Source organism: Pelosinus propionicus DSM 13327 (assembly GCF_900114615.1).
Lineage (GTDB): Bacteria > Bacillota > Negativicutes > DSM-13327 > DSM-13327 > Pelosinus > Pelosinus propionicus.
The window spans coordinates 1-17525 of record NZ_FOTS01000014.1; the positions used below are offsets into that span (position 1 = coordinate 1).

Here is a 17525-nt window from a genome sequence, read left to right on the forward strand (position 1 = left end):
TTCCCGTTCCAATGCTTTAATGCGCAGCTCCATTTCACGCTGTTTTGTGAATGGTGACGTGCGCGGTCTTCCCCGCTTTTTAGGTATGCAAACTTCCGGTTTCCTGTTATAACGCCGAACCCAATTTTTGATTTGTACCTTTGTGAGCCCCAGTGCATCTGCTATTTCCTGGCGTGTTTTGCCTTGCTCACGCATGGCGATTATCTCTGGTTCCATTATTTTGATGTGCGTATATTCCCTTTTCATGCAATCGCCCCCTGTCGTAGTTTCTATCCTACAACAGGGGGCGTTTTCTCTCAATGTCTATTTCTTGGGATGCGGTCTATCATAGGGAAGAGGGCGTTTCTTTTCGATTATGGGTGTTTTAGTGCAAATTTTTTGACCTAATCGCAATGCGTTAACTTGACAGTTTTCAACACATTGTCCGCAAGCAACACATTTATTTAAATCTACTAATGCAACATAGTTTGAACGGACCATATCGGTGTTTAAGAACATCTCTGCAGTTCTCAGAGAAAAACAGGAACATCCGCAGCAGTTACAAATCGCGTGAGTTTTTCCGGAACCATCTGTATTCGGTATCTGATGTACCAAACCATCTGCTTCGGCTTTTTTAATAACTTCAAAAGCCTCTTCTCGAGTAATCTGTCGACCTCTACCTGTACGTATATAATATTCGGCAGCATGGCCCATCTGCACACACATATCTTCCTTCAAGTGACCGCAGCCTTCTCCCTTGACCTCTCTTGCTGTACGACAAGAACAATCTGAAACAGAAAAGATTTCATTTTCGTTGAGATATTTGGAGACTTCCTCATATGACGCTCTTCGCGTTTCACCTTGAATTGCTTGTTCAATGGGAATAACCCGCATTAAGCCTTTACCTACAGGGAAATTACCAGCTGTCTTCGGTCCTCTTATCCTTCCGTATGCTTCGAAAGCCTCTGCAATTTGCGGATGCTTTTTAACATTTTCCTTATTGTTAACCATCATTTCCATAACGCCAGGTATCCAGGTATCAAGCCAGTATTTATCAACACCGTCAATTTTATTAACAAAACAAACACCGGCAACTGCCAATTCCCATAAAAGTTTTGCTGTTGCTTCTACAGATTTACCGCACATAGCTGCAACATTTTCCGCACTCTTCGGTTTGCGCAATTCCAGACAAAGTCCAACTTCTGCCATCTCATCCGAAACAACAGGTTCGAAAATCATATATTCCGGATCTTCTGACTTAATTGCAAAAGTTGAACCACGTTTTGATCGGTTAACATGATTGGCAAGATCTAATAATTTTTCTTTAACCATATAGATTCCCCCAAAAAATAAAGTTTCTCTATGCGCTATTTTACCTTTCTATTTTTGATTTTGGCATTTATCCACTTACGTTAGCCATACTTAGATACTCTATGTTATTGCAAACTATTGTGAAAAGACTCTGACCTCGGAGGGAAGCGATGCCGTCACCGATTGACATTTGTCAAGGTAACGGCATTCTTACGCTTGCGTTATTTCATTGCCTCTATTTATTCATTTTTGTTCCATTTTCTTACTTCAGTACGAATCCAGTCCGCCCACGCTTCAAAACCTTCACCGGTCTTAGCAGAAACCAGGAAGATCTGTACATCAGGGTTTAGTTTTTTGATCCGCTCTTTAGCCGCTTGCATGTCGAAATCAAATACACTCATGGCATCAATTTTATTAATAAGAATTACGTCACAAATGGAGAACATCAGTGGATACTTTAAAGGCTTATCATCACCTTCGGGGACAGACAAAATCATGGCATTCTTCACTGAGCCGGTATCAAACTCCGCTGGACATACTAAATTCCCTATATTTTCGAGAACGACAAATTCCAAATCAGCTGCACCAATTTCAGTTAGCCCCTGCCTGGTCATCTCTGCATCCAAATGACACATACCGCCAGTGTGGAGCTGAATCGTTTTCACACCAGTAGCTGCAATCTTTTCTGCATCAACCGCAGAATCGATATCTGCTTCCATAATGCCAATATGCATTTCATCTTTTAATAGACCAATCGTACGCAACAAAACGGCTGTCTTACCTGAGCCGGGTGATGACATCAGGTTTAATAAAAAAGTTTTATTCCTTTTTAAGTCTTCTCTGAGTAAAGCTGCTTGCTGATTGTTATCTTCAAAAACACTCTGCTTAATTTCAATAATTTTAAATGCATCCATTTCTTGACTCACCTCTTTTAAAGTTTACTGTCAAAAATTCGTGCAATACGTTTTTTTGAAAACTTATGAGAAATTCATCTAAAATCATTGCTTACTGAATTGTTCCCATTGCTCTATCAAGTTGAGCCCTGCCTATATGATAGTCATATAACGCCTGAATATAGTTAATTTTCGCCTGTGTCATATGCAGTTCTGCATCCATAACGTCAAGATTTGTCCCAACGCCGTTTTCGTAACGTTCTTGTGTTATCTTATAGTCAGTTTCAGATTGATTGACTGCAACTTTATTGTTCTCAATCCTTCCGCTGGCTTCTTGTACATTTAAATAGGCCTGACATACATCCAAAGTAACTTTATCTTTGGTCTGCTCTATTTGTTCCTTTACTCCGGTCATTTCATTTTCGGCTTGTTTAATTTCCGCTTTTGTCAACCCATTATCAAATACATTGAACTTGACAAAAGCTCCTACCTGCCAAAAGGAGGTCTCCTTTGCGGTACTTGGATACGTATCCTGCCATGTTTTATTTGCAAGCAGAGCAACGGTTGGCAAATTGCCGCTTTCAGCAATTTTACGATGGTCCCGAGCTACCTCGGCACGAAGTTTGACCTGGGCCATTTCCGGTCGTTTATCCAATGCTGTTACAATGCATTCATCTACTGACGGTTTGTATATCTCAAATGCAAAGTTTTCCGTCAGTACGGCCTTACTATGGAGAGGCAGGCCTATCACTTTATTGAGATTGTAACAGCTTAAACTAAAAGCGTTCTGAGCTTTGATTAAATTATTACGGGCATTAGCCAGACGAACCTCGGTTTGAAGTAAGTCGGAGAGCGCTACTGTGCCGACATCATAATGATTTTGCACAATTTTTAAATGGGTACTTAGATCATCTACAGCCTGATTTGCTACATCTGCAAGATTCCGCGCCTGCAATACGCGAAAATAGGCAGTAGTTACTTCCGCTGTCAGTTGCTGCCTGGCGGCAATTAGAGCAAAATCAGCGATCTGTTCGCCATGCTTGGCCATGTTAATCGTGTTTTCAACTTTACCACCGGTATAAAGCGGATATAGAAGTTGTAATTGATGCCTATAAACACCATATGTTTCTGTCCAAGCAGGATACTCAATCTCTTTTGTTGTGCCCGGATAAAAAGAAACCGGATAATTAATCGTCGTGTTATTATACCAGGAAGGCGCTTCATTGGTTCGACCTCTGGTATAGTCATAATTAAGAGTTATGCCTTTATAGGAGCGGGCCTGATTTACTTTCCAATGGGCCTGTTCCTTAGCAGATTGGACAATTTTCAGCGATGGATTATTTTCCAGAGCTAATGCAATACTTTCATTCAACGTCAGTTTTTCCAGCTCATCCTCAGCGGCTTGAACCGATGACCAAGTCACTATTAATACCAGAATAGCAATCGATAAAAAGATTCTGCGATATTTCCAGCAATTCATCTAAATACCTCCTTTGTTACTTGCAAGTACATTACAGTTATATTACACTCTCAACTCTGATGGATTCAGCACTTAGAATCTGCTTTCGCCGATACGCGAAAATCGCGATGGCCAAGCCGATTAAAGCGACTCCTGTGAAATATAGTAGCAATACATTTCGCACCAATAGCGGCGTATGCCCACTTAGCAGCAAGTCACGTAAGGAATCTCCAAAATAAGTAAGAGGAATAAAGTAAGATAATATTTGGCTAAAGATGTCCATTGACGAAAATGGCCACATGTAGCCAGATAGCGTAAAGGCCGGAACTGCATAGATCAGTGACAGCTTACTAAAGGTGACTTCACTGTCACATAACGAAGAAACTACAGCACTGAATCCCATTGCGCAAAAAATAAATGCAGTCGATAAAAGGAGTATACTGAAAAAGTCCGCTCTACATGGAATCGCAAAAACCTTCACCGCCATTAGCAGCGTCAAAAAAAATGAAAGCGTATCCAGCAGATAGTATAACAGCAGTTTTAACCCAATAATTTTCAGGGCTGAGTTGTCCGCCAATTCATGCAGCCTCTGGTACTCGCCAATTATACTTGCGCCAACTGGCAAAAATATCGCTTGTTGGAAAGCCGCCATCGACAGGCCAATGACAAAAAAGTATAGGTAACTGAGCGTTGGATTTCCATGAACCCTGAGCGAAACCCGTACCGGGGCGGTTTTGTTGTCCGCCATACTGGGCTTTAAGCCTGCCTTTTCCGCCAATTTCATACTGACACTATGGCTGAAAGCCCCAACAATTTCGGCAGCAGCCGTTGTTGCCGTGTTCGTTATAGCCAAATTAATACCACTGGTCATAAAAAACACGGGTGATGACCGGCCGCTGACAATCTCCTTCGCAAAGCCTCGCTGAATATGAACCGCAGCGTAGACCGTATGGTCTTGAAGCATTTGCTGCATTTCATCCACAGTAGCAGGCTGGACGACAATATCAAACTTTTCTGAATCGGTAAAGGCTTGAATAAGACCACGGCTAATATAGCTCTGATCCTCATCATAAATTGCCAGCGGTACATAATTTACAACATGCGTTCCATACAACAAGGAAAATATCACCAGATAAATGATCGAAGCTCCAAATATTACTACAGCTAAACGAGGATCTTTTACAAAAATTTGACGCATTTCCCTTTTTAGGATCATCCACCATTGCATGGAAAGCCCTCCTCAGACTGCGGATTCGCATTTATTTTTTTATAGCGCAGCGACAATATGCTTCTTGCCGCCAAACAACAACCAATACCAAATGCAATTAGAACCAGAATATTTTTAACCATGTTCGGCGAAGCAGCTGACAGCATAATTTCCCGAATGGTGACCGCGCAGTAAGTAATCGGTAATATGGCGGAATAGATATTGGCAAAATCATTGAAGGCAATCACCGGCCAGCTGTATCCACAACAAAGAAAGGCCGACATAATGTATACAGCAAAATTCACGATTACCAGTATAATGTTCGGCGTAATTGAGGAGACGAACAGTCCAAATGCGTTAACAGCAAATGCAAACCCGCCAGCAACCGATAACAAATGAAGTACACTTCCGCGCAGCGGAATATGAAAATAAGTAACAAGCAACGTAAATGACAAAATAAAGGACACAACTGATAGCAGCCAACAAGGTAACAGCTTACTGGTAATGATCATCCACGTCGGCAGATTTCTCCGCGCCAAATCAAAATAGTCTGCGGTTAAGAGTGTACTGGTCACAAGGTACATAGCAATCATCCAGCCATTTATAGTAAAACCGGGCAAAACAAAATTGGTATAAGACGCTGTCGGATTGTCGGTAATTCGAACATTAATTCTTACCGGAGCTGCACTTCTCACAGCCTGAGCCGGGGGCTGGTTCAGCCCCTCCATTTGCTTTACGGCAACACCAACGCTCGCAAGCCCAGTGATTTCTGGATAAGTGGAAAGAACCGAATTAGCATACATTATATTTGGGGAATTGACTTCAATTGAAAGATTCACAACCTTACTTTGCTTAATATCACGGGAGAGATGGTACGGAATGGTGAGAGCGGCTATTGCCTTTTTATTCCTTATATATTCATCCAGTTCTTCTTGACCGTTCACTTGACCGACAATTTGGTATCGCTCCGAATCGGAAAAAGCTTGAATCAGAGCGCGGCTGACCAGACTCTGATCCTGATCATAAATCACCAGCGGAATATTTTTGATTACATTTGCACTATAGAGAAATCCAAAGAGCAGGGCAAACATAAAGGGCACTCCAAAAAGAATGGCAAGTGATGCATGCCGTTTCTTCCATGCCTTACATTCCTGAATTATGATCTCCCACATATTACTTTCCCCCATCAATAAGCTTGAACCTCATACCTGGACGCAGAATATCGGAATTGACCTGGATTTTAACATTAAAGGTAATGATGTCATTGTCATCACGCTCATTCGTGGAACGATAGGTTGCAAATTCCGCTTTTTTGCTGATATCAGTAATTGTTCCTTGAACTTTTACAGCACTGTCACGTCCCTGCAACTGAACGGTTTGGCCAACCTGATACTTATCCAGTTCGGTTTCCTTCACTTTTACATTGATCCAGTTGTCTACGGAATCCTGAATCGCTACAATCGGCATACCAATTGAGACCATCGCACCTTCTTCTACATACTTGGCAGTGATGAGCCCGTCAAAAGGAGCCTTGATTTCGGTTTCATCCAATGCAACCTCTACAAACTGCAGGGCAGCTTGGGACTGCTGCATTCTTCGCAGGGCTGTTTCTTCAGTATCTTTGCTCATAGATACCTGCAATAACCCAGCCTGCGCCTTGGTCACATTGGTCTCTGCCAAGGCATACCCTGCCTGTGCCGCTTCGTAGCGAGCATTATACGTATCATATAATTGGCGGGAAACGGACCCTGACTCTACAAGTTTTTTGAAACGTTTGTAGTCGGTTTCAGCTAACGTTAAATCTGATGCAGCCTTACTTAATTGTGCCTGAGCTGCATCGACGGTTGCCTCAGCAGTCTGACTTTGCAAGGAAGTCGCCGTAGAAGCTTGAGATACTTGAGCCGCTACAGCTTTAATCGCTGCCTGAGCTTCATTGGCCTTAGCGGCAATATCACGACTGTCAATCCGGGCAAGAATCTGCCCTTTTGTCACATGATCACCTTCCTTGACCATCAAAGTTAAAACCCGACCTGGTATCTTCGAATTTACATCCACTTCTTTGGCCTCTGCCCGCCCCCAAACCTCCTTTGCTACCGTGGCGGTGGAGCATCCACCTAAAATGATACTAATCAAGGACACCAGCAAAATATATGCAACTTGATGTTTGAACAGAAAGATGCGATTTTCAGTCAACATAGTCCAACCTCCGCTTTTAATACTTTACATTGATATACTTTCATTTCGAAGCAGCCCTTGCATAAGCAGATCAATCAATACCGTAACAGAGCATCCTAGATTTTTTGTTTCTTGTTCCAAATAGCGAGTCTGCATGTAACATTGAAACATTTTTAAGCCAGCATAAGCTACACTGCTAACATCGATGTCGCGGATCTTTCCATTTTTTTTACCTTGCGTTAGTATCTCAACAATTAAAGGAACTAGGGCCTCTTCCACTTCCTGACGGTATTTTCTTTGAAAAGCAATGGGGTATAACGCTTGTTCATCATTTAAAAGCCTAATAAGAAAACAATTTTGATTAAAATATTCCTCTGTGGTTTTAATTAAGATTTTCAGCTGTTCCACCGGGTCGTCACTTTCCTGGGTCTTAGCCAAAATATAGTTCTTAGCTTTATGACTTTCGTACCATAGCAGACTATGAAATAAATGTTCCTTATCCTTGAAATAAACATAAATTGTTTTCTTGGAAATGCGGCAGTCTTTACTTATTTCATCCATTGTCGTCTTTTTATAGCCAAAGCGGTCAAATCTATATTTCGCATGATCAATGATTAATCTTTCCATTTGGATTTTACAAAGATCCATCTTACCCTTCCTAAAATCAGTTCTAGTAAATCCCTGGTCAGAGAAATGAGTGCTGCTGGCTGGCAATAGCAAATATTCCTGATCCTATGACAGATGCAGGCAATGCTAACGAAGAATATTGTAGTGCTGGTTTAGTAAAATAAGATAACAATTAGGTTTTCATCTCCTTTCAGTACTAACCATATCGTATTGCTGTTAACTAGTACTGCAAAATTCATGCCACTTTACAATTATTGGGATCTTTAAACGAAGGATCTATACCTCTGCGATTCTATTTAAATCAGCTAAGATGAAGCTTGACGGCATGCGTACCATGAGACCTTGCTAGAATTGAACCGTGCCTTTTAGCTGCATGCTAATCATATCTCCATGCTCCCTGCTAAGAGCAGTGCAACCAAAGTATGCCATTTCAAGCCACAACCAATTACTGTACATGCCATTTCATGTCACATCACGCCGATCTCTAAAAGAAAAAACCCGTGCAGCCGGCAAATTCTGCACAAATATACGTACGCTAATTATGAACCTTCTGTAAGGTAACTTTAAACTTACAATACTTGTAGCTTCATCCTGAAGTTGTTAGTACATATAAAGCTATTGAATTAACAACAATTTCATGATAATCTCAAAATATGCTTGTATTCCATAAAATGGTTTTCTCAAAGATAAATCCTGTACACTGACTTGCAATAGTCTACAAAAAAACTGCCGATATGCCTTATAGCATTCTTTTTTAATGACTTTGAAGGGAGAGAATCTCATGAACGCTCAAGATAACTTTATGGATAAATGGATGCACATGCACATTGATCCCGATGCACGGCAGGAAATGGATAACCTTACCCGGCAGAGCTGGGAAACGAGTCTTTCCTATAATTTGGACTACATGAATGCACTGCCCGAAGAAATTTCTCCGCAGGAATTTAACAGAATCAAAAGAGACACAAAACGACTGCGTGTCTTCGCAAACAGCGTTTTGGCACCTTTGGAGCAGCGCTATATTGATAACGGGTATGGTTTGATACTGTTTGATAAATCTGGCTGCCTCTTACGGCTTTATGGTAAAGATCGATTCCAAACATGGGCGGCCAATAACCACATTAAGATTGCAACACGCTGGTCAGAAAAAAAATAGGGACCAATGTATTTTCATTGGGTATCCTGCAGGAAAGTCTTGTATCCTTGATAGGTGAAAATAACTTTTCCCGCTTTTTAACAAACGGGGCATATTTTTTTGCTCCGATTAAACTTGAAAATGGCGAGCTTTACGGAGGAATTGCCTTGGCCATACCCAGATGCAGTTCGAGTGATAATATGCTGTCCTGGGTATTTACCATAACTCAGGTGATCGAATTACAGTTATTTTGGTTCGGTACTGTAAATACACTCGGCAATATGCCAGATAACTATGGAATATTAAGTATTGACCGCTCCAACGGACAAAGTCATATTCTAATAATGAGCGATGAAGTTATCAAAATATTCGGACTCCCATTGAGGGATTATTACTATGAGAGACTAGATAACATTATCCCTACTACATCCTCTAACAAGTCTTTCTGGAAGATAATTGATACAGATCAAAAAGTCACCGATAAGAATATCCGTTTGGATGTAAAGGGAAAGCAGATTGATATCAGCATTAGTGCTGCACCATTAAAGCAGAAATTTCATACCCACGGCATCATTTTGCATATCACTTCCATCAAACAAATCAGCAGGTTAAATTCTCAGTATTCTAGCAACGCACAATACAGCTTTGATACTATCATAAAAAAAAGCGACGCCATGCAGGCTGTAATTCAACGCAGTAAAACCGCCTCTCTCACAGATAGTAATATTTTGCTTCTAGGGGAAAGCGGCGTTGGAAAAGATGTTATTGCTCAAGCAATTCACAACAATAGTAAGCGGCGTAACCAACCCTTTATTGCAATTAACTGCGCCTCTCTTTCTAAGGATCTTATTGCAAGTGAATTATTTGGTTATGAAAGCGGTGCATTTACTGGTGCAAAAAAAGAAGGTACTTTAGGTAAATTCGAGCTTGCTGACAATGGAACACTCTTTCTAGATGAAATTGGCGACATGCCGCTAGATTTACAGGCTATCTTGCTTCGTGTCTTAGAGGAGAAAAGTTTCCGGAAGGTGGGGGGTAATACGGTTGTCCATGTGAATGTACGTATCATTGCCGCCACCAATAAAAATTTAATGAAAAAAATTTCGGACGGCCTTTTTCGAGAGGATTTGTTCTATCGACTGGGCATTATACGAATTCATATTCCACCCTTACGCAGCCGCGAAAGTGATATCATGATACTTGCCAGACACTTCATTACCCAAATTTGTGCCCAGTTAGGCAAACCAGCTGTAAGATTATCAGAAAGTGCTGCTTCTTTTTTCAAGCACTATTTATGGCCAGGAAATGTGCGGGAATTAAAAAATACGCTGGAAGGGATTATCAGCACCAATGACGAGCTGGAAATTAGTGAGCAAGAAATCCGTCATTATTTAAGCGATTTTACAGTTGGAGCACAATTTAGAGAGCATGCTGCTGCCTCACAGCTCGTTTCGAATACGCAAGATCAGAATGAGTATATCTATGATGAGCGCAAAGATTTTGTTCAGGCACTAAAAATATGCCATAACAATAAGACTAAGGCTGCTGATTATCTGGGTATTCCGCTTCGCACATTTTATAGAAGATTAAAAAAGTACGGGATGCTAATGGTGTAACAGACTAAAGCCTATAAAAAAATAATGATTCTTGTCAGCTCCTGACAGGAATCATTATTTTTTATGCAAATTTTCCAAACTCTATAGCAAACATGTTATTTTTAAACATATATAGATACGGCTAATAATTAGGCTTAGGGAAAGCAATCCAACCAAAATCTGGCATGTATTTTGCATATAGATTATAAATGTATGCATTAGCAACGAAATCTTCTCCGAAGAAATGGAAGCAGCTACAAGCATACTCAATCCCACTATGGAGGAAAAAATTATGAAACAGCATGCTAAAACTGCAATCATTCATTCATTTAAGAAATTACTAGTGAGCCAACCTTTAGACAAAATTACAGTAAAAGAAATTTGTTTACATTGTAATGTAAACAGACAGACTTTTTACTATTACTTTACGGATATCATCGATATCTTCAAAGTCATAGTATTTGAAGAATTAACTGCAGAAATTGCACAGAACAGAACGTTTGAGACCTGGGAAGGCGGATTTTTGGCTACAATGAACTATTTGAAAAAAAACTCAAAAATGATTTTGCACGTATATCATTCTTCCTATTGGCCTGAGGCTAATACCTGCTTTACAAATTTCTCAAATAAATTGCTTAATGATGTAGTTACAGAATGTGTTGAAAATATGGGAGTCAAATTAGCCGATAACGATCAACTCTTTATCGTTAATTTTTACAGGCATGTATTTAACGGTTTAATTATAGATTGGGTAAGCGAAGGAATGAAAAGAGAACCACAAATTATTCTTAGAAAACTTTTGATAATGATAGTAGGAAATATTGCTCGTTCAGTAGCAGGTTTCGCCAAAGAACAATAAGAAGCAATGGGAGGAAGAATATCGGGAATCCTGACATTCTCATTTATCTGTCTATTGAATAACAGTCTATACGCTCCTTATAATAAATACTATAAATGTAAATTTTTTCATATTAAAGGAGGGTAATGAATGTTTACTTTCAACTATGCCGAAGGGGCATCAGCTTTGAGTGTATGGGCTATTTGGATACTCGTTTTTGCTGGACTGTATTACTTAAATGAAGTAACTCGGAGATCCAAATATATTGGTCTTTTCTGTTTCACTGTCCTACCAGTCATACTTTCTGTATTATGGTTTACAACTTTGAAAGATACAACTTATACTGATTGGTTCCATCTAGCCAAAGTATATTCTTCTACCGCTGGATGTATCGGTTTTTGGTGTATCAGACATATTAAGGGAATAAATAAATCAACAGGTAAAGAGTGGGCGCTTTCAGACAAGAAATGGGCACTATGTTTTCCGCCTTTAATTCTAGCTATTAACATATTAGAAGCCGTAATTCGTGATTTTGAGGTTGGTCTTCATTATGCCGGCGGCGGAATGTTAGCGGATGAAGCAATGTATGTTCTTGGAGGTTCATGGAATTTCATAAATGGAATTGCTGGTATTTTGAATATCATAACGATCACTGGCTGGCTTGGAATTTGTATAAGGAAAAAGACTGAAAAAGATGGAAGTATGGATATGCTATGGCCCGATATGCTATGGTTCTGGATAATAGCCTATGATCTTTGGAATTTTGATTACACTTATAACTGTCTTCCAGGCCATGCTTGGTACTGTGGTTTCGCATTGCTGTTAGCTCCAACGCTTTGTGCATTTACTGTCGGAAAAGGCGCATGGCTGCAGCATCGTGCACATACGTTAGCCTTGTGGTGTATGTTTGCTCAAACCTTCCCTGCATTTATTGATAAGGGTGCTTATGCAGTTTCGTCTACTTACGATCCAGCTCTTCTTCTCGCATGGAGTTTGGCAGCATTACTTTCAAATGTAGCAGTATTTATTTATATGATTTACAAAGTCGTAACTACAAAAAAGAATCCTTATCTTGGAGATCTTTATACAGGACTTAAAAAATATCAAGAAATTAACACTCTTGCAGGATAAAAAGTACTGCAACATAATTAAAAATTCCTGTGGTAGTAATAATGTAACTAGATAACAAAATAGTGCAGCAAAAGAAGCAGAATTTATTAAAACTCTGCTTCTTTTGTTTAAAATGTTCTTTTAATCTCGCAAATTCTTAATAACTTGTCAGCTGTTTCTTCATAAAAAAATTAATAAACAATTGACCTTTACGCTCGACAGTTTGTTGCTTACTTACTTTGTAGTCACGTTTTATAAAAAAAGGTTTTGCAGTAATGGAAGCTTCTGTTGTAATCATCAATATATTATTTTCGGCTGCATATTTTTCAATTTCATTTGCAATTAACGTTGCGATCCCCTGGCCCTGAAAATTCTTATGGACAAACAGATGGTCAAAATGTCCGGTACGACTTAAATCTCCAAATCCAATAATAATGCTATCACGTTCTACTACAATCGTATAATTTTCCGAAAGTGATTTATCCCATTTACTACTATCGATATCATTCGATGCCCAAGCATGAAGTTGAGCAGGATTATAATCCTTTGCATTAACGGTATGAACTGTATCATAAAAGAGTTGAATCATTTCGGAACAATCTTCTGTTTTATATCGTCTGATGAGCATTATTGAAATCTCCTATCTTTAGATTCTTAACACATGATTAAGAGTACCTGCCCCAGATAGAGGGATGCAAGTACTTAGAATGACTACAAGATGAAACCTTTCAGTATTGATAGATTTCCGTAAATCAACACCCCAAATCAAAAGCAAGCGTTTGAAGGTTTCTTTTTATCTGATAAAATTAGTTCTTATTTTCTTGTCCCTTTGTGGCAGCATAATGCCTGCCTTCTTCCCAGCTTCTATGCTCTTTAAAAGCCATGACATATTATTGCCAAGATTACGCATCGTCTGCATGCCTTCAAGATCTTGACGTACCTCTTCCGGACTATTTCCATGTACCATATTCCAGTAGCTTGATGACACTACCGGCATTTCAGCTATTGTAAAATATTTATATAATTCATCCAGTGTTGCCGTTGTTCCTGCACGTCTTGCCGATACAATGGCAGCACCTAGTTTATGAGCAAAAAGATTCCTAATTGAGCCAATCATAAACATTCTGTCCAACAGGCTAATTAAATTACCGTTAGCTGATGCAAAATACACAGGTGAGCCGATAATTAATCCATCTGCTGTTTCCATTTCGTTCAAACATGAAGTAATTATATCATCAGTAAAGATACACTTTCCAAGTTCTTGACATTTATAACAGCCAATACAACCACTGATAGGCTTTACACCTATATGTACCATCTTTGTTCCAATATCATTTTTTTCTAATTGCATGCCTACCTCTGTTAAAGCTGTGAATGTACAACCCTCTTTATGGGAGCTGCCATTAATTAATAATACTTTCATACAAAACCCTCCATTGTTTTAATAGCTTTGATATGCTTTCATTACTGGCTAAGATCCTTCTTACCTTCAAAATGAGTAAAAGACTGAAGTTCATCAAATAAATCTTCCCATTCAAACAATTCTTCCATATGGAAAATGCCTGCAGGATATGGTTTTTCATAAATGCGCTTAGCAACAAAAGCTGCAACTTTTCCTGTAATATAAGATTCTTTTTCGCCATAAACAGAACATTCATAATGAATTACTTGCTCATTAATGATTCCTTCTGAAATCACTTTAGCAACGTAGATCTCTGATCCTAACTTAATCTTCTCAAATAAATGAATAACCAGCCTGCGAAAAAATGGTTGATGCAGCAAAGACAGAACACCTATTTTTTTCAATAATGCGATTAGATTGGTAATGATTGCTGAATCAAAACAGATTCTTGTGGATACAGAGGGAATCCCTAGGGTTTCAGGTAAAACATGTTGATCCGTAAAATTAAATCGGTAAGCACTTCTTTGACCAATTCTGTTAGGGAAAATTACTTTTCTTTCATCCTCAAAACTTCTTACCTGCTTCTTAACGCCTTTGTCGTTCACAAAAAACACTGTGTTCATGTTATCGATCATCCATTCAATTGCTGCCCTTCCATGTGCTTCGCCTAAACCTAACATAAGGTAAATATTCGCAGAATGAATTTGGTCTAAATACTGTAAACTATGCTTCACCAGCACATTTGTCACACCTGGAGCTAATCCTACACTAAGCACAGCAGTCGATTCTATTGATGATATGCTGGAACTCAGGCTTTTCACTTTCAGTAAAAATTCATGAGAAGCTGAGATATCAACATAATGAATTTTTTCTTTTAAACACCTTTCCACAAACCCTGGATTCTGTTGATCTAGACACATTACCACTAGAGATGCTTCTTGAAAGAGCTCTTCATGTCCTTTATTTCCATGTACATCCATTTGCAATGGTAAAACCTTGCCATTCGTTCTTAAACAAAATTCTTTTGCTTTATCATAGCTTCTTCCGGCAGCAAAAATTTTTCCAGGAAACAGCTCTCCAAGATCTTTGCAAATGATTTGCCCAACTTTACCATATCCGCCTACTACTATAATTTTATCTTTCAAGGCTTATCGCTTCTCCTTTCAGTGATAAAATTGAACCGCTTTTTGTTTTTCTTTTCTATGATATCTCTAATCTCGCCATCGACGAGAATGACGATGCCAGCGCAATACTTTTTCAGCACGTTTGAAAAGATTATTTATTAACAGCAAGGCAAATACCCCCATAATATATAGTAGTGAAATAGCCATGTCTTTTGCCCGCTGCTCCAAACCACAGCCGCTCCAATCCCTGTACCTGCCAATAAGATTGTCCATACAATCCGATTTGCTAAGGTCTCCTGAAACCGTAATTGCCTTAGAACAGGTCCCATTTCTACTTTAACTTGGACATCTCCAGAACGGAAGTCTCTTAAAGTCTGCTCCAGCAAAGTCGGAATCTCCACGCCCGACAAAGCTATTTTTTTTGTCTTTTGCCAAGCCAGCTGCAAAGGTGAAAAGTCTTGACCAAGAACCTGTTTCGCATAAGGCTTTATCACTTCTAAGATATTCATATTAGGATCTAGCCCTGTTGCAATCCCTGAAAGAGTTCCCACAGCTCTACCCAAAAAAGTATAATGTACGGGAATTTGAAAGGGTTGAGAGTAGATAAACTCACGTAATTCTTCTAAAAGTCCGTCAATCTTCAATTTACCAATCTCTTCTAATTGCATATCCTGCAAACCAATCAATAATAAACCAATTGCTTTTTGCAGACTTAAGAGATTGGCTGTTGGTTTGATAAAGCCTAGATCTTGCAATGCGCGGGATACGTCTTCAGCATTACTGCCGATTACTCCACTAATCAATTTGCGGACAGCCTTTTTGTTATGCTCCGTAATTCTGCCTACCATGCCGAAATCAATAAAAATAATTCCGCCATCTGGCCTCACAAACAAGTTACCTGGATGAGGGTCAGCATGGTAAAATCCGTCTATCAATGCTTGTTTAAGGTAAGAATCCACTAAAGTTCCTGCGACGTTTTTTGGGTTAATTCCTGCTGCTAATAATTCGGCACGATCTGTGACTTTGTACCCGGAGACGAATTCCAGTGTCAACACTCGCTGTCTTGAATATTCCGGATAAACAGCTGGAACTGAAACCATCGGATCGTCTTGAAAGTTTGCCCGAAACTGTTCCAGATGAGATAGTTCCTGGCGATAATCAAGTTCTTCACGGATGGTAGCACTAAATTCAGCATAGATAGCATCAAAATCCGCATACTTCTCCCATTTAGTGAACATCTTTAACATCCAGATTACTGTTCGAAAGGCAGTGAGATCGATCTCGATAATCTTTTCAATACCAGGCCTTAGTACTTTGACTGCCACCACTTCCCCAGATAGCAAAACAGCTCGATGAACCTGTCCAAAGGATGCTGCAGCGATATGATGATCATCAAAATCAGCAAATAGATCTTCCACGTTACTCGCAAGTTCTCTCCTAACCACTTCTTTGATTTGACTGCTGCTTACAGGTGGAACTTGGTCTTGCAGGAGAGTTAATTCTGAAATATATTCTACTGGCAGTACATCAATACGGGTACTGAAAAATTGTCCGACTTTGATCATTAATCCTTGTAAAACTAACGCTGTCTCTCGGAATCGAATGGCCTGATTACGATAAAGCTGCGGCAGTCGAGACTCTATTTTAGGTCCAATTATTTTACGCAGGAAATTATACCAGGCAATCTCTGTAAAGAAGCCTGCAAATAGCTTGAGAACGGCTCCTGTTCGTCGTATTTTTGAGTGAGATACCATATTTTCAACTCCTATTCAACATAGCGATTATTATCTTTATGAAATATTAAGATCGTCTTTTCTCTCGAATGCAATTATTCTTTCCTGCTATAAGTGGATTGCTGCTGAACCTCTATACTGCTAAGTTGATCATATAATCTTTAGATAGCTTGTCCAAGGATGATTGAATATAATGCTCACTCTGCTGAAGAAGGGTACAATGGGATTACGATATGTGATTTAATTATCGAAAATCGAAAAGCAGCCTATCTTTCTTGCATAAGATTAATTTATAATAGAATGCAAGCCCCTCTCTTGTGGCATAATAAAAAGGGTTTAACTACGTTGAGGAGGCAGCATATGTTATTTTCTGTAACCGGCTTAGCAGCTGAAATAGAAATACAAAACATGCTTACTTCGGTACATATTGGCAAATGGCTGCAGCAAGATGTTTTTCATTTCAAATGGTGGTTTCTGCTAGGACTTTTTACATTCTCTATTGTCTTATGGTGGAGACTACTCAATAAGACAAGAATACCAGAAGTTCTACTGTATACGGTTTTAATAACGATTGTCATGATGGGCATCGATGAATGCGGCGAAGAACTAATTTTATGGGTTTATCCCATTTATTTATTTCCTGTATTTCCGGTTATAACCGCTATTAACTTATTATTTGTCTCTCTGTCATTATCCCTAGCTTATCAATTCTTTCCTACTTGGAAGAGTTTTAGCTGCGCTGCTTTTATTGTTGCTGGCTTACTGTCCTTTATCATTGACCCGCTCCTGGTCTGGGCTGATTTCTATCGATTACTGAATTGGAGCTATGGCTATAGCTTCTTGCTATACCTCACTGCGGCGCTACTCATCAAAGGGGCCGTTGTTCTCATCTATTCCATTGCCGAAAATGCTCAAAAACATTCTAGCTAAGGAGGCA

The 17525-nt window shown here is 39.4% G+C and carries 17 protein-coding genes; 5 read left to right on the plus strand and 12 right to left on the minus strand.

Going from position 1 to position 17525, the window contains the following annotated elements; translation table 11 throughout:
- The 8 genes from BMZ99_RS09140 to BMZ99_RS09175 all read right to left on the minus strand — a co-directional run.
- On the minus strand, positions 1 to 246 hold a 246-nt coding region (locus tag BMZ99_RS09140; protein WP_090935679.1), incomplete at its 3' end, for a helix-turn-helix domain-containing protein.
- 57 nt (positions 247 to 303) lie between these two features.
- The gene (locus BMZ99_RS09145) at positions 304 to 1311 is read right to left on the minus strand and encodes a 4Fe-4S binding protein (RefSeq protein ID WP_217645065.1); all 1008 of its coding nucleotides are present in this window, start codon (positions 1309 to 1311) and stop codon (positions 304 to 306) included.
- Between the two features lie 218 nt (positions 1312 to 1529).
- On the minus strand, positions 1530 to 2204 hold the full coding sequence (gene hypB, locus BMZ99_RS09150) for a hydrogenase nickel incorporation protein HypB (RefSeq protein ID WP_090935683.1): 675 nt from the start codon (positions 2202 to 2204) through the stop codon (positions 1530 to 1532).
- Positions 2205 to 2295: 91 nt separating this feature from the next.
- Complete coding sequence (locus BMZ99_RS09155) at positions 2296 to 3663, minus strand: TolC family protein (RefSeq protein WP_090935686.1); 1368 nt, start codon at positions 3661 to 3663, stop codon at positions 2296 to 2298.
- 37 nt (positions 3664 to 3700) lie between these two features.
- Positions 3701 to 4870: an ABC transporter permease gene (locus BMZ99_RS09160; RefSeq protein ID WP_090935689.1), complete on the minus strand. Its 1170-nt coding sequence runs from the start codon at positions 4868 to 4870 to the stop codon at positions 3701 to 3703.
- A complete protein-coding gene (locus BMZ99_RS09165) occupies positions 4855 to 6021 on the minus strand; it encodes an ABC transporter permease (RefSeq protein ID WP_175490510.1) in 1167 nt (388 codons plus the stop codon). Before BMZ99_RS09165 ends, BMZ99_RS09160 begins: the two co-directional genes overlap by 16 nt.
- A gap of 1 nt (position 6022) precedes the next feature.
- Positions 6023 to 7045: an HlyD family secretion protein gene (locus tag BMZ99_RS09170; RefSeq protein ID WP_217645066.1), complete on the minus strand. Its 1023-nt coding sequence runs from the start codon at positions 7043 to 7045 to the stop codon at positions 6023 to 6025.
- 24 nt (positions 7046 to 7069) lie between these two features.
- Complete coding sequence (locus BMZ99_RS09175) at positions 7070 to 7672, minus strand: TetR/AcrR family transcriptional regulator (RefSeq protein WP_090935694.1); 603 nt, start codon at positions 7670 to 7672, stop codon at positions 7070 to 7072.
- A gap of 760 nt (positions 7673 to 8432) precedes the next feature.
- On the opposite strand from BMZ99_RS09175, the gene BMZ99_RS09180 reads away from it, so the two are divergent.
- The 4 genes from BMZ99_RS09180 (at position 8433) to BMZ99_RS09195 (ending at position 12350) form a co-directional block, all read left to right on the plus strand.
- Positions 8433 to 8807, plus strand: a complete 375-nt coding sequence (locus BMZ99_RS09180) for a hypothetical protein (RefSeq protein WP_090935697.1) — start codon at positions 8433 to 8435, stop codon at positions 8805 to 8807.
- 47 nt (positions 8808 to 8854) lie between these two features.
- A complete protein-coding gene (locus BMZ99_RS09185; RefSeq protein ID WP_090935700.1) occupies positions 8855 to 10402 on the plus strand; it encodes a sigma-54 interaction domain-containing protein in 1548 nt (515 codons plus the stop codon).
- A 223-nt stretch (positions 10403 to 10625) separates the two neighbouring features.
- A complete protein-coding gene (locus tag BMZ99_RS09190; protein WP_217645067.1) occupies positions 10626 to 11240 on the plus strand; it encodes a TetR/AcrR family transcriptional regulator in 615 nt (204 codons plus the stop codon).
- Between the two features lie 129 nt (positions 11241 to 11369).
- Positions 11370 to 12350: a DUF5692 family protein gene (locus BMZ99_RS09195; RefSeq protein WP_090935706.1), complete on the plus strand. Its 981-nt coding sequence runs from the start codon at positions 11370 to 11372 to the stop codon at positions 12348 to 12350.
- 136 nt (positions 12351 to 12486) lie between these two features.
- Here the strand turns inward: BMZ99_RS09195 and BMZ99_RS09200 are convergent, their stop codons facing one another.
- The 4 genes from BMZ99_RS09200 to BMZ99_RS09215 form a co-directional block, all read right to left on the minus strand.
- A complete protein-coding gene (locus tag BMZ99_RS09200) occupies positions 12487 to 12957 on the minus strand; it encodes a GNAT family N-acetyltransferase (RefSeq protein ID WP_090935709.1) in 471 nt (156 codons plus the stop codon).
- Positions 12958 to 13122: 165 nt separating this feature from the next.
- Positions 13123 to 13752 (minus strand): flavodoxin family protein, encoded by a 630-nt coding sequence (locus BMZ99_RS09205; protein ID WP_090935712.1) that lies wholly within the window; start codon positions 13750 to 13752, stop codon positions 13123 to 13125.
- Between the two features lie 41 nt (positions 13753 to 13793).
- A complete protein-coding gene (locus BMZ99_RS09210) occupies positions 13794 to 14876 on the minus strand; it encodes a saccharopine dehydrogenase family protein (RefSeq protein ID WP_090935714.1) in 1083 nt (360 codons plus the stop codon).
- A 137-nt stretch (positions 14877 to 15013) separates the two neighbouring features.
- Positions 15014 to 16609 carry an ABC1 kinase family protein gene (locus tag BMZ99_RS09215; protein ID WP_245754891.1) on the minus strand — a complete coding sequence of 532 codons (1596 nt, stop codon included), beginning with the start codon at positions 16607 to 16609 and terminating at the stop codon, positions 15014 to 15016.
- A gap of 339 nt (positions 16610 to 16948) precedes the next feature.
- Here BMZ99_RS09215 and BMZ99_RS09220 point away from each other — a divergent pair, with 339 nt between their 5' ends.
- The gene (locus BMZ99_RS09220; protein WP_090935717.1) at positions 16949 to 17518 is read left to right on the plus strand and encodes a hypothetical protein; all 570 of its coding nucleotides are present in this window, start codon (positions 16949 to 16951) and stop codon (positions 17516 to 17518) included.
- The last annotated feature ends 7 nt before the right edge of the window (positions 17519 to 17525 follow it).

Excerpts from the sequence above, each read along its gene's own strand:
- BMZ99_RS09145 (WP_217645065.1), bottom strand. The coding sequence starts at position 1,311 with ATGGTTAAAGAAAAATTATTAGATCTTGCCAATCATGTTAACCGATCA.
- hypB (WP_090935683.1), bottom strand. The coding sequence starts at position 2,204 with ATGGATGCATTTAAAATTATTGAAATTAAGCAGAGTGTTTTTGAAGAT.
- BMZ99_RS09155 (WP_090935686.1), bottom strand. The coding sequence starts at position 3,663 with ATGAATTGCTGGAAATATCGCAGAATCTTTTTATCGATTGCTATTCTG.
- BMZ99_RS09160 (WP_090935689.1), bottom strand. The coding sequence starts at position 4,870 with ATGCAATGGTGGATGATCCTAAAAAGGGAAATGCGTCAAATTTTTGTA.
- BMZ99_RS09165 (WP_175490510.1), bottom strand. The coding sequence starts at position 6,021 with ATGTGGGAGATCATAATTCAGGAATGTAAGGCATGGAAGAAACGGCAT.
- BMZ99_RS09170 (WP_217645066.1), bottom strand. The coding sequence starts at position 7,045 with ATGTTGACTGAAAATCGCATCTTTCTGTTCAAACATCAAGTTGCATAT.
- BMZ99_RS09175 (WP_090935694.1), bottom strand. The coding sequence starts at position 7,672 with ATGGATCTTTGTAAAATCCAAATGGAAAGATTAATCATTGATCATGCG.
- BMZ99_RS09180 (WP_090935697.1), top strand. The coding sequence starts at position 8,433 with ATGAACGCTCAAGATAACTTTATGGATAAATGGATGCACATGCACATT.
- BMZ99_RS09190 (WP_217645067.1), top strand. The coding sequence starts at position 10,626 with ATGGAAGCAGCTACAAGCATACTCAATCCCACTATGGAGGAAAAAATT.
- BMZ99_RS09195 (WP_090935706.1), top strand. The coding sequence starts at position 11,370 with ATGTTTACTTTCAACTATGCCGAAGGGGCATCAGCTTTGAGTGTATGG.
- BMZ99_RS09200 (WP_090935709.1), bottom strand. The coding sequence starts at position 12,957 with ATGCTCATCAGACGATATAAAACAGAAGATTGTTCCGAAATGATTCAA.
- BMZ99_RS09205 (WP_090935712.1), bottom strand. The coding sequence starts at position 13,752 with ATGAAAGTATTATTAATTAATGGCAGCTCCCATAAAGAGGGTTGTACA.
- BMZ99_RS09215 (WP_245754891.1), bottom strand. The coding sequence starts at position 16,609 with ATGGTATCTCACTCAAAAATACGACGAACAGGAGCCGTTCTCAAGCTA.
- BMZ99_RS09220 (WP_090935717.1), top strand. The coding sequence starts at position 16,949 with ATGTTATTTTCTGTAACCGGCTTAGCAGCTGAAATAGAAATACAAAAC.